This window comes from Streptomyces rugosispiralis (assembly GCF_024505145.1).
Taxonomy (GTDB): domain Bacteria; phylum Actinomycetota; class Actinomycetes; order Streptomycetales; family Streptomycetaceae; genus Streptomyces; species Streptomyces rugosispiralis.
This window is the reverse complement of record NZ_JANIAA010000039.1, coordinates 13,301-26,968: the sequence shown is the minus strand read 5'-3', so window position 1 is coordinate 26,968 and position 13,668 is coordinate 13,301. Positions and strand designations below refer to the sequence as shown.

At 70.3% G+C, this 13,668-nt stretch carries 13 protein-coding genes and 1 pseudogene; 5 read left to right on the top strand and 9 right to left on the bottom strand.

The window, feature by feature from the left end:
* Positions 1-207: 207 nt before the first annotated feature.
* Positions 208-986: pseudogene (locus tag NP777_RS48870) on the bottom strand (MerR family transcriptional regulator).
* A 264-nt stretch (positions 987-1,250) separates the two neighbouring features.
* Here NP777_RS48870 and NP777_RS37305 point away from each other — a divergent pair.
* Positions 1,251-1,493 carry a hypothetical protein gene (locus tag NP777_RS37305; RefSeq protein WP_256654620.1) on the top strand — a complete coding sequence of 81 codons (243 nt, stop codon included), beginning with the start codon at positions 1,251-1,253 and terminating at the stop codon, positions 1,491-1,493.
* A gap of 270 nt (positions 1,494-1,763) precedes the next feature.
* Here the strand turns inward: NP777_RS37305 and NP777_RS37300 are convergent, their stop codons facing one another.
* Positions 1,764-1,967: a hypothetical protein gene (locus NP777_RS37300; protein ID WP_256654619.1), complete on the bottom strand. Its 204-nt coding sequence runs from the start codon at positions 1,965-1,967 to the stop codon at positions 1,764-1,766.
* 261 nt (positions 1,968-2,228) lie between these two features.
* Positions 2,229-2,819, bottom strand: coding sequence for a TetR/AcrR family transcriptional regulator (locus tag NP777_RS37295; protein WP_256654618.1), 591 nt, complete (start codon positions 2,817-2,819; stop codon positions 2,229-2,231).
* A gap of 87 nt (positions 2,820-2,906) precedes the next feature.
* Between NP777_RS37295 and NP777_RS37290 the strand changes: the two genes are divergently transcribed.
* The 4 genes from NP777_RS37290 to NP777_RS37275 all read left to right on the top strand — a co-directional run bounded on the left by NP777_RS37290 (position 2,907) and on the right by NP777_RS37275 (position 7,896).
* A complete protein-coding gene (locus NP777_RS37290) occupies positions 2,907-4,187 on the top strand; it encodes an MFS transporter (RefSeq protein WP_256654617.1) in 1,281 nt (426 codons plus the stop codon).
* A complete protein-coding gene (locus NP777_RS37285) occupies positions 4,180-5,112 on the top strand; it encodes an alpha/beta fold hydrolase (RefSeq protein WP_256654616.1) in 933 nt (310 codons plus the stop codon). The genes NP777_RS37290 and NP777_RS37285 overlap by 8 nt, the downstream gene beginning before the upstream one ends.
* A 644-nt stretch (positions 5,113-5,756) precedes the next feature.
* Positions 5,757-6,947, top strand: coding sequence for an NAD(P)/FAD-dependent oxidoreductase (locus NP777_RS37280; protein WP_256654615.1), 1,191 nt, complete (start codon positions 5,757-5,759; stop codon positions 6,945-6,947).
* 10 nt (positions 6,948-6,957) lie between these two features.
* The gene (locus NP777_RS37275) at positions 6,958-7,896 is read left to right on the top strand and encodes a sigma-70 family RNA polymerase sigma factor (RefSeq protein ID WP_256654614.1); all 939 of its coding nucleotides are present in this window, start codon (positions 6,958-6,960) and stop codon (positions 7,894-7,896) included.
* Positions 7,897-8,134: 238 nt separating this feature from the next.
* Here the strand turns inward: NP777_RS37275 and NP777_RS37270 are convergent, their stop codons facing one another.
* From NP777_RS37270 to NP777_RS37240, 6 genes are all read right to left on the bottom strand, one after another.
* Positions 8,135-8,416, bottom strand: coding sequence for an SbtR family transcriptional regulator (locus NP777_RS37270; RefSeq protein WP_391858651.1), 282 nt, complete (start codon positions 8,414-8,416; stop codon positions 8,135-8,137).
* Positions 8,417-8,467: 51 nt separating this feature from the next.
* On the bottom strand, positions 8,468-8,638 hold the full coding sequence (locus NP777_RS37265; RefSeq protein ID WP_256654612.1) for a hypothetical protein: 171 nt from the start codon (positions 8,636-8,638) through the stop codon (positions 8,468-8,470).
* The gene (locus NP777_RS37260) at positions 8,635-8,787 is read right to left on the bottom strand and encodes a hypothetical protein (RefSeq protein WP_256654611.1); all 153 of its coding nucleotides are present in this window, start codon (positions 8,785-8,787) and stop codon (positions 8,635-8,637) included. Before NP777_RS37260 ends, NP777_RS37265 begins: the two co-directional genes overlap by 4 nt.
* A 234-nt stretch (positions 8,788-9,021) precedes the next feature.
* Positions 9,022-11,748 carry a DUF6493 family protein gene (locus tag NP777_RS37255; RefSeq protein WP_256654610.1) on the bottom strand — a complete coding sequence of 909 codons (2,727 nt, stop codon included), beginning with the start codon at positions 11,746-11,748 and terminating at the stop codon, positions 9,022-9,024.
* Positions 11,745-13,163, bottom strand: a complete 1,419-nt coding sequence (locus NP777_RS37250) for an SWIM zinc finger family protein (RefSeq protein ID WP_256654671.1) — start codon at positions 13,161-13,163, stop codon at positions 11,745-11,747. The genes NP777_RS37255 and NP777_RS37250 overlap by 4 nt, the downstream gene beginning before the upstream one ends.
* A 307-nt stretch (positions 13,164-13,470) precedes the next feature.
* Entirely contained in the window at positions 13,471-13,599 is a 129-nt protein-coding gene (locus tag NP777_RS37240) for a hypothetical protein (RefSeq protein ID WP_256654673.1), read from the bottom strand.
* Positions 13,600-13,668 lie beyond the last annotated feature (69 nt).

Genomic DNA, 13,668 nt, shown 5'->3' with positions numbered 1-13,668 from the left:
ACAGCAGTGGCGTACCAGCCGATACCTCCCCTCCTGCCTCACGAGCCTGAGAAACGTCATCCTCCGACGGGGCCCAGCGGGTTCAGCAACAAGCTCTTACTCGGCCGCCAGCCGCCTTCGCTGGATCAACGCTCTGGATGCCGCAGGACCTGCACGACAAAATGCCCTGCCCGCCCAACGGGGCAGGGCCTCACCGGGATGGCGACGTCAGCCGCTGGACCGCGCTGCTCGGGCCCGCTCCAGGTAGGCCATCAAGGCGGCCATCTTCTCGGCCGCCCAGGGCAGACTCCGGCTGAGCCCGGCTCCCTGGTCCTGCCACATCTGCCGGGCCGCGGCCTTGGTCCGCTCACCGCCGGCTCCCTGGGCATGAAAGGCGGAGCCCAACTCTTCCCAACGCCACAGAAGGTCCTGCACCCGCGGATCGTCCACCGGGATGTCGTCCCGCACATGGCCCAGCAGCTGCTCGACCAGCCCGGCGAAACGCGTCCTGGCCTCCTCGACGGCCTCCGGGCCCAGGGCCTCGCGACGACGCGCCAGCTCCTCGCGCTGCTCGTTCGTGAAATAGCTGTCCAGCACCGAAATCATCTCCAACGTCGTCATGAACTGGTCCGGATCGGGCCACGCCCCGCGTCCAGCTGCCGCAGCAGGCCGCCGACTTGCCGGATGAGTCGCTGGAGCCGGTCGGCCTGCGCGGTCAACTGCTCCAGCTGCGCGGCCAGCAAACCGCGCGCGGCGGCCAGATCCTCCGGAGCGCCGAGCACGCTCTTGATCTCCTCCAGGGGCATCCCTAGGCCGCGCAGCGTCCGCACCCGGTACAGCCGTCGCAGGTCGGCAGCGGTATAGCGGCGGTGGCCCGAAGCCGTGCGCTCACTGGCCCGCAGCAAACCGATCTCGTCGTAGTGATGCAACGCGCGCACAGTCACGCCGGTGGCGCGAGCCAGCTCGCCGATGCTCCACCGACGCTCGGCGGTGTCGCTTCCGATCACGCCAGCAACGCTAGAACCTCCCGCCACGTCAGGTTCAAGCCCTCACGCGGCCCCACCTTGGAAGCAATCATCCAGGCCGAGCGAGCCGAGCTGGTCCTACCCGAACTGGCGCGGCTGACAGCCCGACAGGGGCATGCGCGGGTCGAGTCACTGAGGGTAGTGGTCAGAAATCTTGGAGCCTGGAGTGTCCGGGCATGTCGCGTACCGCTGCGTCCGCATGGTCACCTGTGACAAGGCGCCCGGGACCAGACGACAATCCAGCACATGGATGACGCGTTCACACTCCTTCGGCGAGCCGCCGACCTGCTGCCCGAGCACGCCGTGGCAGAGAACGGCCAGACGGTCGGAGATGTTCGCGAGGAGATCGAGTTCCAGGAATGGGAGATGGCGCTCGACGTGCCGTGCGCGCCAGGTACCCACGCCGGGACCGCTACTCACGGCTACATCGGTAGGTGGCCGTACGTGGGGAATTCGAGGTGGGCGCTGTCATCTTGGTACCCGGGCTGAGACCAGATCAGATTCAGCGAGCCATGGGTGGCGGGCGGGACGCCCGGCCCGGCTGTCCTCGTCCTGGCCCACTTCATCACCGCACCGCGCGCCGGCCGGCGCCTCGCCCAGCGACCAGCACCCGAGCCCGTCGACAGGCCCGAGCCCTCATCAGATAATCGGCCGACCGGGGCGGATACCGAAACACATCGGGGCCGATGGAGTCGACGCCTGGACGGACAAGACGATCGGCAGCGCGTTCGTGCTGGTCTTCGTGTATGCGGGAGTTGCTCAAGGGGACTGCCGCCGCGAACGCCGAACCACCGGGAAAGTCAAACCGAGGATTCCGCCTACACCACTGCCGAGCACCAGACCGATCGCCATGCTGCCGAAGACGGACAGCCCGAGCACGACCCCAAGCGGAACGCCTACCAGCATGCCCACAACAAACCCTGCCGCAGGAAACGGCGTCCCGTCCTCGTCATCGTCTGTCACACGCTCATTGTGCCGAACGCCATGAGAAGCGGGTCTGTCACCGTCCTGATACGGCCACCGTCCCGATACGGCCTCCGAAGACGCGTATACAGATGTGTTCGGTGCCGTGCTTGTCGACCCAGGCCAGGAATGTGTGACCCGCGGAGACGACAGCGCCTCCGAGGTGGCTCTCCAGGCGCGGCGGATCGTCGGCCCGGCGGGCGCGGTTCCAGTCAGGGGTCTGGCCGGGACGATGGCGAAGTCCGCTTTGCCGGACAGATCTCAGTCGCTCGCGCCGAGAGTCCGCGCAAGTGCGTCGAGGGTCACGTCGACGATGGCGCGCAGCTGCTCCGTGCTCGTTCCGGCTCTGCTCATGACGGCGAGGGACTGGTTCACGGCCGCAAGGTGGGTCGCGAGGGACTCGGCCGCCTCGTCGTGCAGTCGGCCGGCCTTCAGCGCGGCGCGTAGCCGGGTGTGCTGGAAGCCGATCGCCTCCCGTGCACGCGCCGCGACGCTCGCGCTCAGCACTGGGGTCGCCATGACAGTCTGGGCCACCAGGCATCCGTCGGGCAGACCGGGGTCCGCGATGCGCTCCAGGGTGATGTCGAAGAACGCCCGCGCGGCTGCCAGGGGCCGGTCGGCGGCGCAGGACAACGCGGCGTCGTACTTGTCTCCGTAACGCGTGGCGTAGCGGTCCAGGCAGCGCATGAAGAGCGCGTCCTTGTCGCCGAGGGAGGAGTAGATGGAGCTGCGGTTGAGTCCGGTCGCCCGGGACAGGTCGTCCAGCGACGTGTCCGCGTAGCCGGCCCGCCAGAACTGGATCATCGCGGCATCGAGCGCCGTGGCGATGTCGAACTGCTTCTTGCCCGCCATGCCGCGCCTCCCTCCTGCTCTGCCTTCTCAGTGGAGACCATCATCTCATCTTGAACCGATCAGTTCAAGATGAGTTAGGGTGAAGGCATGATCGTGGCCGGATACCCCGCAGACCTCACAGCGCGGCGACACGCGCACCGCGTGCTCGCGGTCGGCGCCGTCGCGTTCGTCTACACCGTTGTCATGGCGGGCGGAACACTGACGATCCCGCTGTACGTGCTGTGGGCCTCGCAATTCGGCTTCGGCCCGCTCACCACCGTTGTCGTGTTCATCGCCTACGTCGTCGGAGTCGTCGGCACCCTGCTCATGGCCGGTTCCCTGTCCGACGCCATCGGCCGCCGTCCCGTTCTCGCGCTGTCGCTCGCCCTCACGGCGCTGAGCACTCTGGGATTCGCGCTGGCAGACGGCCTCACGGTCCTGCTGATCTCGCGTGTGCTGAGCGGCGTGGCGACCGGGCTCATCACCGCGACGGCAACGTCGGCGATCGCGGAACTCGTGCGCGGGCGCAGGACGGCAGCCGTGCTGAGCACCGCGGCCAACATCGGCGGCCTAAGTCTCGGCGTCGTCGCCGCGGGCATCCTGGCACAATGCGTCACGGCACCGACTCACACCGTGTTCTGGTGCTACCTGGCGACGTGCGCCGTCGCCGGCGTCTCCTGGCTGGTCATCCCCGAGACCGCAGACGAGACCGCCGACCGAACGGCGTGCCGGCGGCCTCGTATCCGCCGCCCCGTCTTTCCCAACGGAGCAAACCGGGTGCGGTCATTCGTCGCCAGCGGCGTGCTCGTCGCGGCCGCCTCGGGCGTCAACGGGTTCTTCTCCTCGCTGGCTCCCGCGTTCCTGCGCGACGACCTGGGCGTGTCGAACTTCGCCGTCATCGGCGTGGGCGTCGGCACACTGTTCATCAGCGCGCTGCTGGCGCAGATCGTCATGCCTGCGGCCCTTTTGCGACGCGACATCGGGACGGCCCTCCTGGCCGTGGGGATGATCGTCATTGAGACCGCGCTGTGGACCCACTCCGCGCCGCTTTTCATCGTCGGCACTGTCCTCGCCGGCGCGGCAGTCGGAACGCTGTTCCGGCACGGTCTGAGCGTTACCGACGCACTGTGCGATCCCGGCAATCGAGCCGAGCTCAACGCAACCTACTTCTTGTTCCTCTACTCCGGGCTCGTCGTCCCGGTCCTGCTGCTCGGTTTCGCCGATCAGGTGGTCGGGACACGGGCCTCCAGCACCATGCTCGTCGCTTTCGTCGTCTCCACCGCGCTCGTGGGCCTCGCCCTCGGCCGACGCACCGAACCAACCAGCACGCCTGACACCTTCAGCACACCGTCAACACACCTCACACCAGTGGAGGAGAACCATGAATGACCCCGAAAGCACCCCCCGCGTCTCCGGCAACCCGGTCCGCGACCTGCCGCTGCCCGACCTGGCCGGTTTCACCCACCGTTGGGTCGACGCGGGCGGCGTCCGGCTTCACGCGGTTGAGGGCGGTCAGCCGGACGGTCCAGCCGTCGTGCTGCTCGCCGGGTTCCCGCAGACCTGGTGGGCATGGCGCAAGGTGATGCCGAACCTGGCCGACCGATTCCGAGTCATCGCGATTGACCTGCCGGGCCAGGGCCACTCCGAACGCCCGGACATCAGCTACGACACGCACACGGTCGCCGCGCACGTCCACGCCGCGGTCAAGGCGCTCGGAGTCTCGACATACTGGCTGGTCGCCCACGACATCGGCGCGTGGGTCGCGTTTTCCCTCGCCTTGAAGTACCAGAGCCAGTTGCGTGGCCTGGCACTGCTCGACGCAGGCATCCCGGGCATCACACTCCCTGACGCCATTCCGACCGACCCCGAGCAGGCGTGGAAGACCTGGCACTTCGCCTTCCACCTGGTGCCCGACCTGCCCGAGACACTGCTCACCGGCCGCGAACGGGAGTACGTCGGCTGGTTCCTGAAGGTCAAGACCCTCTCCCCCGGCACCTTCGACGACGCCGAAATCGAGCGATACGCCGCGTCCGTGGCCGCCGACGGCGGTCTCCGTGCATCCCTGGCCTACTACCGGGACGCCGCCGAGTCGGCGCAGAAGAACCACGAAGCGCTGGAACAACAGCGCCTGACGGTCCCGGTTCTTGGGATCTCCAGCAGCCACGGCTCCATCCCCGACATGGCAGCTTCCATCAGGCCGTGGGCCGACCGCGCCACCGGGATCGTCGTGCCGGACGCAGGACACTTCATCCCCGATGAACAGCCCGATGCCGTCGCTGCCGCGCTGACCGGCTTCATCACCGAAGACGATTGAGGCTGGGCGGAAACAAGTGTCAGGACCGGCGCCCCCACCCCTGACCGACTCAGCTGTCCGGCATCGCAGTACTGCGACTCCGCCTGGCCGGCTCTGCGGGTGACAAGCGTCGCCGAACTCGTCGCGCAAGGCGCTCCAGCCCCAGGGGCCCGGTGTGTGTTCGGCTCGTCCCAGCTCGTGGGTTGACGTCGGCGGTGGGCCCTGGAAGCAGGCGAACACGGCCACTGTGGATCACGGAGTTCTCCACCCTTCAAGATCCGCGAAGGTGGCCGTGTTCGTTCCGCCACCCATCCCCCATCGCTGCTCCGGTTCGCCCGCGCCCCGTCAGGAGCGTGAACAGCGCCGGGTCCACCGGGCTCCCGCCCGGGCCGATCTGTACTTTCGGTTGGAGTAGACAGGCTGGTCGCGGGCTCGCTGGGCGGCTACGGCCGCTGCTGGGTGAACAACCCCCGCTCGGTCTCGACCAGAATGCCGCGCTTACAGCAGGGGGGCCGCCCCGTTTCGACTGCCCAAGACAGGCCCCAGTGCCTGGCGGAGGCCCAGCCGCTCGCCCAAAGTCGGTGACCCGCGTCACATCCGGTTCCTGTCAGCAATCGGAGTTCCGTCTCGTTCAAGGGGCACGCGAACGAGACAGGAGCAACGCCATGAAGCACCGCATCGTCGTACTCGGCGCTGGATACGCCGGGGCCTTCGCCGCCGGAAATCTGGCTCGCCGGCTCTCCCCCGCCGACACCGAGATCACCGTCGTCAACGCCGTGCCCGACTTCGTCGAGCGGATGCGGCTCCACCAGCTCGCGATCGGCCAGGACCTCGCGTTCCGCAAGCTCGCCGACGTATTCGCGGGCACCGGGGTGCGGCTGCGCCTGGCGCGCGTCACCGACGTCGACCCCGAGCGCGGAACCGTCGCCGTGACCGGCGAGGACGGCGACGGCAAGCTGGTGTACGACACGCTTCTCTACGCGCTCGGCAGCTCCGTCGCCGACCATGGCGTCCCCGGCGTGGCCGAGTACGCCTTCGATGTGACCGGTCGGCCCTCGGCACTGCGTCTGCGCGAGCGCCTGGCCGGTCTGAGCCGGGGCGGCACCGTGCTGGTCGTCGGTGAGGGGCTGACCGGCATCGAGACCGCCACCGAGTTCGCCGGGTCCCGGCCCGACCTCTCGGTCGCCCTTGCCGCCCGCGGCGAGTTGGGCGCCTGGCTCTCGCCGAAGGCCCGCCGTCACCTGTACCAGGCCTTCGACCGGCTCGGCATCACCATCCACGAGCACACCGGCATCGAAGCTGTCGAGCCGGCACGGGCGATCGCCGCTGACGGCAGATCCATCCTGGCCGACGTGACCGTGTGGTCGGCCGGGTTCGTCGTGCATCCCATCGCGGCCGCCAGCGGCCTGGAGGTCGCCGAGACCGGCCAGATCGTCGTCGACCGCACCATGCGCTCGGTCTCGCACCCGGACGTCTACGCCGCCGGTGACTGCGCCTACGCGATCGGCGAGAACGGCCGGCCGCTGCCGATGTCCTGCGCCTCGGCCGGCTACACCAACATGCAGGCGACCGCCGCGATCATCGCGCGCCTGACGGGCGGCAAGATCCCGACCACCGGGCTGAAGTACCACGGCAACCACATCAGCCTCGGGCGGCGGGACGCGATCTTCCAAATGGTGGATGGGGACGTCCGGTCGAAGTCCTGGTACCTGGGCGGCCGGACCGCCGCGCTGCTCAAGTCGGGCGTGCTCAAGGGGTCCGGGTGGGGCATCGCCCACCCGACCTTCGGCATGCCGAAGCGCAAGCGCCGCCTGGCCACCGCGCCTGACCAGTCCGGTGCGAGGGTCGCCGCATAGGCTGCTCCGCATGGACAGCGCGGCCATCGACAGGTTCGAGGCCAGCCGGGGCCGGCTGGCCTCGCTCGCGTACCGTCTGCTCGGCTCGGCCGCCGACGCCGAGGACGCCGTGCAGGACACGTTCCTGCGCTGGCAGGACGCAGACCGGGAACGCATCGAGGTGCCGGAAGCGTGGCTGACCAAGGTCGTCACCAATCTCTGCCTCGACCATCTCCGCTCGGCGCAGGCACGCCACGAGCGAGCCGTCGGAGACTGGCTGCCCGAGCCGCTCCTCGAGGGCGACCCGATGCTCGGCCCGGCCGACACCTACGAGCAGCGTGAATCGGTGTCCTTGGCCGTACTGACCCTCATGGAGCGCCTCTCGCCCGTCGAGCGGGCCGCCTACGTCCTGCGTGAGGCCTTCTCCTACCCCCACGTCGAGATCGCCGGGGTCCTCGACATCACCGAGTCCGCGAGCCAGCAGCATGTCCACCGGGCCCGACGCCGGGTCGCCGCCGAGCGCCGCGGCAGCGAGGAGGTAGACCCCGCCTCCGCGCGCCGGATCGTCGAAGAGTTCCTCGCCGCCGCCACGTCGGGGCGCACCGAACGGCTGGTGGCGCTGCTCACCGGCGACGCGACCGCGGTCTCGGACGGCTACGGACTGGCCAGGCGGCTGCTGCGGTACACGACGCGCGAGCGCATCGCCTCCTACGTGCGGGCCGGCTTCAAACCCTCTCCGGCGAAGCGGCGGCTGGCCGGCGGCTCCCCCGCGTTCCACATCGCGCTGGTCAACGGCTCCCCGGCCGTCCTCGCCGTGATCGACGACCGGGTCGTGGGCGCGGTGGCGTTCGAAGTCAGCGACGGCAAGGTCGCGTCCCTGCGCGGCATCGCCACCGCGGACCGGCTCGCCCGCCTCAACGAGTCCTGGCGGCAGCACGAACTTGACGCCCCGGTCATAAACGCATGGTGACCAGAGCCAACCGCCAGGACGACACAGCACGACGCGTCCGTGCGCTTCCACGACCCCAACACGGCAGCAACCGTGAAGAAGGCGTTTCAGAAGACCAGCCGTTTGCGACAACCCATGAAACATGATCGCCGCAGGCGGAGGACCGCCGCATGGCGGGGTGTTTCACAGACGTGCGGGGCCATGACGCTTCTGGTGGCAGGAGGGGTGTCCCTGAGCTGTGGGGGTGGGGGTGGGGGTGTCACCGGGGTAGGCGGATGCCGTCGATGGCGATGTCCAGCAGTCGGTTCGCCTGGACGTCGTCATCGTGATGCTCGGTGGCGAGTGAGATGGCGTTGACGAACGCGAGGAGGTCTTCGGTGTGCACGCCGGGTCGTACCGTGCCTGCCTGCTGTGCGCGGTGCAGGAGTTCTCCGGCCGCGGCCGTGATCATCACTTGGCAGTCGTCGTGCCTAGGGGAAGTACGTGATCGACATGGAACCCGAACGCCCGTAACCGCGCAAGCGCCCGAAACCCGTCCCACGCCCAGAACGACGAGCACAGCGGGCGCACCTCAACCGGTCGGCTGAAGCGCTCAGTCGAAGATCTCGGCTGTGCCGGGGGCGGTCGGGGTGGACTTCGTCTGTTCGACCAGGGTCTCCATCCGCCGCTCGAACTCGGCCGGGTCGGCCATCGCGCGGATGTCGACGCAGATCAGCAGATGGCCTGCCCCGCTGCGGCCGGTGGGATTGCAGGGGCCGATCACCGACGCTCAATGTCCGCGACGAGCTGCGTGGTCACCAAGTGCTCCGGGAATCCGGCGTCGACGAAGAGATCCTGGTGGGCCAGGGCGCTACAGCGGTGCGGAATCCCGGCCGGCACCCAGGTTGCCTGGCCGACCTCCAGGTCCGTCACGGAAATGGGCGAGGCGGAGGGGCGAGGCGGAGGGCGAGGTGGACCAAGTCCGCCCCCGAGGAGAACCGAAGATCCGTGATCAGGTTCCCGACCTGTGTGGATGAATGATCGGCACCCGCAAAGGTACTGACAATCGGGTGCCGGGTTCAGTGTTCGGGCGGGTGGTCCGGTGCCGTGCGTCGCGGGACGCGGAGCCCTCGACGACGGTAGGACCCCGAAGCGGGCCGGGACCGCTCAGCCCAGTACGTCGCGCAGCAGTCTCGCGTTCTTCACCACCTGGCTCGACGCGGAGCCCGCCGCGACGGCCGTGACCGCGGGGATCTCCCCCTTCGCCGCGCAGCGCGAGGCGCAGTCGACGCCGAGGGCGAGCAGCGGTCCGGCGCCCCGGACCACAGGGTCGCGCAGCAGGTGGGGCAGGGCGGCTTCGAGCACGGACCAGACGGTGGCGTAAGCGCCGGTCTCGGCCGCCGTCCGCAGGGAGGCAGTCACCCGGTGCGCCAGGTTCCACTCGGCGCGCAGCACCTCGGCCAGCTGTCGTCCGAGCAGGTCGCTGTTCAGCTGTCCGCGCGCGGCGAGCACGAGGAGTGCGTCCACCCCCGCGTCGCGTTCGACCGGCTGTTCGTACGTGAGGCTGTACACCAGCGCCATGTGCAGCGCGAATCCCGCAGGGCCTCCGGATTCCGCGGCGAACGGCAGGGTGGGGGCCCAGTTCTGTATGAAGACGAGGTAACCGAAGTTGCCGCGGGCCAGCACGACTTCGCGGTGGTGCGGCAACTGGGCGAGCCAGAAGGGAAGCATCCCGGAGAAGCCGGAGGGGCGGTACGGCCCGAGCAGGGCCGCGGCGGCCGGGAGCAGCGGAGGACCGGTGATCGGCTGGGGGCGTTCGTATCTCAACCAGTCGGTCAGGCTCTTACCCGGGTGGTCGCCGGGCCAGTTCTCCGGCTCGGAGTCCCGGTGCGGCAGGCCGCCCTCGTGCAGCCACTGTGCCAGCCGCCGCCCGGCCTCGGATCTCAGCTCCCCTGCCGCGGCCAGTACCTTCTCGTCCACGGTCGTGGTGACGCGCAGCAGCGCCTGGGCGAGGTCGACCGGCGCGGGGGTGACACCGAGTCCGTCGAGCACCGAGATCCGCCCCACGAGTACGGAGGCCTCCAGCGCACCGGTGGCATCGGTCGGCACGGCCAGCAGAAACGGCTGCGCGTCGGCTTCGATGATGTCGATAGCCTCGGCCAGGCGCGCCGCCAGCAGGTCCCCGGCCGGGGTGAAGCCATGGGACCGCAGACGGGCGGCGAAGTGGCGCTCCCTCGGCTCCTCGCCCACGAGCGCGGCGGCCACGTCGTACACGTCCGACTGAGTGGAGTCGGTGTACCAGGCGGGCTCCTGACGCATGACCGGCTTCAGCGCCCGGGCCAGCGCGACCCGGTCGAGGTGGGCGTGGCGGACCAGCCCGTCCAGGGCGCGCTCGAACATCACCACATCCCGGTCGTTCGCGACGACCGCGGCGACCTCCTCGGCGACCTCGACGGCCGTCTCGATGGGGTCCGGCACCGGGCGCGGCTCGGGCACCGCGGGCAGCGTGTCCGCGTACGGCTCGGTGAGATGGTCCGGGCCGGTGCCGAACAGGTCGGCGGCGCGGGCCGCGAGACCAGGGCTGATCCGTGCGGCTGCCGCACGCAGCTCGGGCAGTACCGAGTCGCCCGCGGCCCCGAGATGCCGGGCGATCACGTCGAGGGCGCGCTCCTGCACGTCGACGTCCCGGTGCTCGAAGGCCGTCGCCGCGTCGAGCACGGTCCGGGCGGCACGCGCGGGGTCCTTCCGGGCCGCGCGGTCGAGCCGGGTGAGCTGGGCCCGGACCAGTTTCTTCTCCGGGCGGAGCAGGACCCGTTCGCACACCTCGGTCAGCACCTCGGGCTCCAGCAGCCCGGCCTCGTCGAGACCGGTCAGGACCTCCTGGGCGTAGGTGGCCACCGGCAGTGACAGGTCAAGCAGTGCCACGTGGTCCCGCATGGCGGGCGCGTTCTCGGCTGGGGTGAGGGCCAGAGCGCGCAGGTAGGCGAGCGGCGGGGCGGTCTGCCTGCGCGGGCCGTCCTGGAGCACCTGCGAGAGCAGCTGCCCGGCGATCGTTGCGCGTTCGCGGGACACGGAGGCGCGTTCCGCCGGGGTGAGGTCAAGTACCTTCAGCACATCCGTGGCGCTCGACACCTGATCCGCGGTGGCGGCCAGTTCGGAGAAGACACGCCGGATCAGAGCGCCGCGGTCGACCATGCCCTCGGCCGAGAGGCCGAGGAACACGCCCAGCATGGTGTTCTCCATGGCGTGCGTCAGGCTCTTGGCGTCCCACACGTGGTGGAACATGTGCACGTCGAATTCGATACCCGGTCGCTCCAGCACCAGCGGGAGGAGCTTCGGCGACAGGTCGTCCGCGCGCAGCCGCTCCAGGAGGCTGCCACCGGGCTGGGCCCCACCGCGGAGGTGTGCGGGGTGCCGACGGCCGGGGTGGCGGCTGCTCAGCCAGCCCTGGATGAACCCGTCGGTGGTCGGGAGGGGGCAGCCCGTGTCATGGACGAGATGTTCGATGAGCTGGGCCGTGTCCTCTTCCTGGGAGTAGGGCTCCCACTGCTGGGCGAGCTGTGCGGCCAGTTCGGCCCGCCAGGCGACAGGGTGAAGGTTCACGACGTCGAGCATCCACGTGCCGCCGAGGGGCAGGCGGCGGCCGAGCACTCCGTGGTTGTCCTCTTGATGGATCCACTCGGCCGCGGCCACGGGGTCGGTCCGGCATCCGAGTTCGGCGGCGAGCTGGGCACCCCGCTCCTTTTCGGGGCGGGTGTACCAGCCGTCCCGCAGCGTCACGCGCCGGGCTTCCAGCGCGTCGGCCTGTGCCGCGCGTTCGTCCGGCGTCAGGGCGCCGAGTTCCCGGAGCACTCCCTCGACGTCGCAGGCTTCCGCGAGTTGGACCAGCCTCATCGTGCCGTCTCCGATCGTGCCGTGTTCGCCGTCGCTTCGGCGGCCGCCGCCGTGCCGCGCACCATGCCCACCGCGAGCACGTGCCTGCAGGGACCGCGTCCGCCCCGGTACTTCGCCCACCAGAAGCAGGTACAGCTCAGCTGTCCCGACGTCTCGTCGGTGCGGACCACATGGGCGTCGTCGCCCGTCCCGACCCGGGCCAGCGTGCCGTCGAGCCGCACCGACCCGTCCGCGACGAGCGCCCGCGCCCCGCGCACCCGGGGATTGCGGGTCTCCGCGGCGCCCACGTGGTACGGCAGGTGGCGATGGAAGTACGCCTCCTCGGCGAGGTCGTAGCCGATCTGACCGGACGTCCCCAGCATGGTCAGCGCGGCCCGCACCCGGTCGGCGGGCAGACCTGCCTGCCCGGACAACTCGGCGACATCGATCCTGGGCTCCCAGGCCAGCAGTTCACCGACCCGTTCCGCGTCGGCCGCCGCGGATCCGGTGGCGAGGTCGTGGAGCACTCCACCCTCGCCGGAGAAACCTCGCGAGGCGCTCTGGGAGATCATCAACGTGAGCCGCATGCCCGGCAGTCCGACCTCCCACGCGACGGCGGCGGTCCCGTCCGCTTCGGCCGGGGCGGTCGGCGCGTACACCCGTACGGTCGTCGCGTGCCGCAGTACCGTCCGCAGGGTCAGCAGCCGCTCCGGCCCGGGCAGGCACACGGCACCCGGCGCCGGCCTGGACGTGGGACGCAGGGTGTGGCCCGCGGGCACCACCCAGCGTGTCGTGCGGGCATCGGAGCGGCGGGTGGGCGGGGGCAGCGCCCGCAGCATGGCGGCCGCCTCCGCGGCGGGCACCTCGGCCCGAAGGGCGGAGCCCGCCGCGAGCACCTGGGCCTCGGCGAAGCCGCGCAGCCAGCGCTCCGGCAGCGGAACCTGCTTCTCCACGAACTCGCCGTCGAAGGTGCGAACCGTCAACTCATCCGGCCCGAGGGCCAGATGCAGCGGGTCGAGCCCGCCGAGCCCGGCAAGCGCCCGCCGCAGCGGCAGATTGATGTCCACGTTCGTGGTGCCGTGCCCGACATCGTCACCGTCGAGGCCGGACGCGAGGACATCGAGCCGGGCGTACACACCGCAGCAGCCGGAGAAGGACTCAAACCGCAGCCGGTCGCCGTCAGCCGTCACCACCGGGTCGAGCGAGGGTCTGGCCCTCGGCCAGCGGTTCGGCTGGTAGTAGCGGGCGGCCGCCACGTCGGCGACCGCGAGCAGCGCCGTCGCCGCAGCGGCCGGCGCGGTCAGGAACCCGTTGAAGAAATGGGGGTTGGCCGCCTCGCCGGCTGGGGTGGCACCGCCGGAGGTCTCCAGCGCGAGAGCGCGCCCGGCCGTGGAATCGCGCACGGCCGAGGGGCGTAAGTAGAAGTAGGCCTGCATGAGTTGGGTCACGCGCACACGCTACGATCACTCACTGACACCGCGGGCACCGCGGGCACCGCGGGCACCGCGGGCACCGCGGGCACCGCGGGCACCGCCCGGGTCTGCCCTGATCGACAGCCTGCCCCCGGCACGGGGCGAGCGGGATCGGCCCCGCCGCAAGTCCAGGCCCCGCCGCAGGCCCGGCACGCCATATGCCGACCGCGGCGACGGCCACGGTGTCTGCCGTCGCCACCCACGCGAGCGCGGCATCGCACCGAAGATCGCCCGGCGCGGCGGAGCCGCACGCGTACTCGTCTTCGTCCTTCTACCGCCGGCGTGTGAGGTCGGGTTCGATGAGCAGGTCCAAGGCCAGGTCGAAGGTGTCGAAGCCGCCATTCTCGGCGGTGTTCACCGTGCTGCTGACCATCGTGGCGGCTCCGGGTGTCTTCAACACGGTTCTGCTGAACGCCCGGGAACGCCGTCGTGCCCCTGGGCATGCTCAAGTCGATCGGCATGACGCCGC

What these genes read in the sequence shown, in the direction of transcription:
- NP777_RS37305 (WP_256654620.1), top strand. Translation starts at nt 1,251, where the DNA reads ATGGATGACGCGTTCACACTCCTTCGGCGAGCCGCCGACCTGCTGCCC.
- NP777_RS37295 (WP_256654618.1), bottom strand. Translation starts at nt 2,819, where the DNA reads ATGGCGGGCAAGAAGCAGTTCGACATCGCCACGGCGCTCGATGCCGCG.
- NP777_RS37290 (WP_256654617.1), top strand. Translation starts at nt 2,907, where the DNA reads ATGATCGTGGCCGGATACCCCGCAGACCTCACAGCGCGGCGACACGCG.
- NP777_RS37285 (WP_256654616.1), top strand. Translation starts at nt 4,180, where the DNA reads ATGAATGACCCCGAAAGCACCCCCCGCGTCTCCGGCAACCCGGTCCGC.
- NP777_RS37280 (WP_256654615.1), top strand. Translation starts at nt 5,757, where the DNA reads ATGAAGCACCGCATCGTCGTACTCGGCGCTGGATACGCCGGGGCCTTC.
- NP777_RS37275 (WP_256654614.1), top strand. Translation starts at nt 6,958, where the DNA reads ATGGACAGCGCGGCCATCGACAGGTTCGAGGCCAGCCGGGGCCGGCTG.
- NP777_RS37255 (WP_256654610.1), bottom strand. Translation starts at nt 11,748, where the DNA reads ATGAGGCTGGTCCAACTCGCGGAAGCCTGCGACGTCGAGGGAGTGCTC.
- NP777_RS37250 (WP_256654671.1), bottom strand. Translation starts at nt 13,163, where the DNA reads ATGCAGGCCTACTTCTACTTACGCCCCTCGGCCGTGCGCGATTCCACG.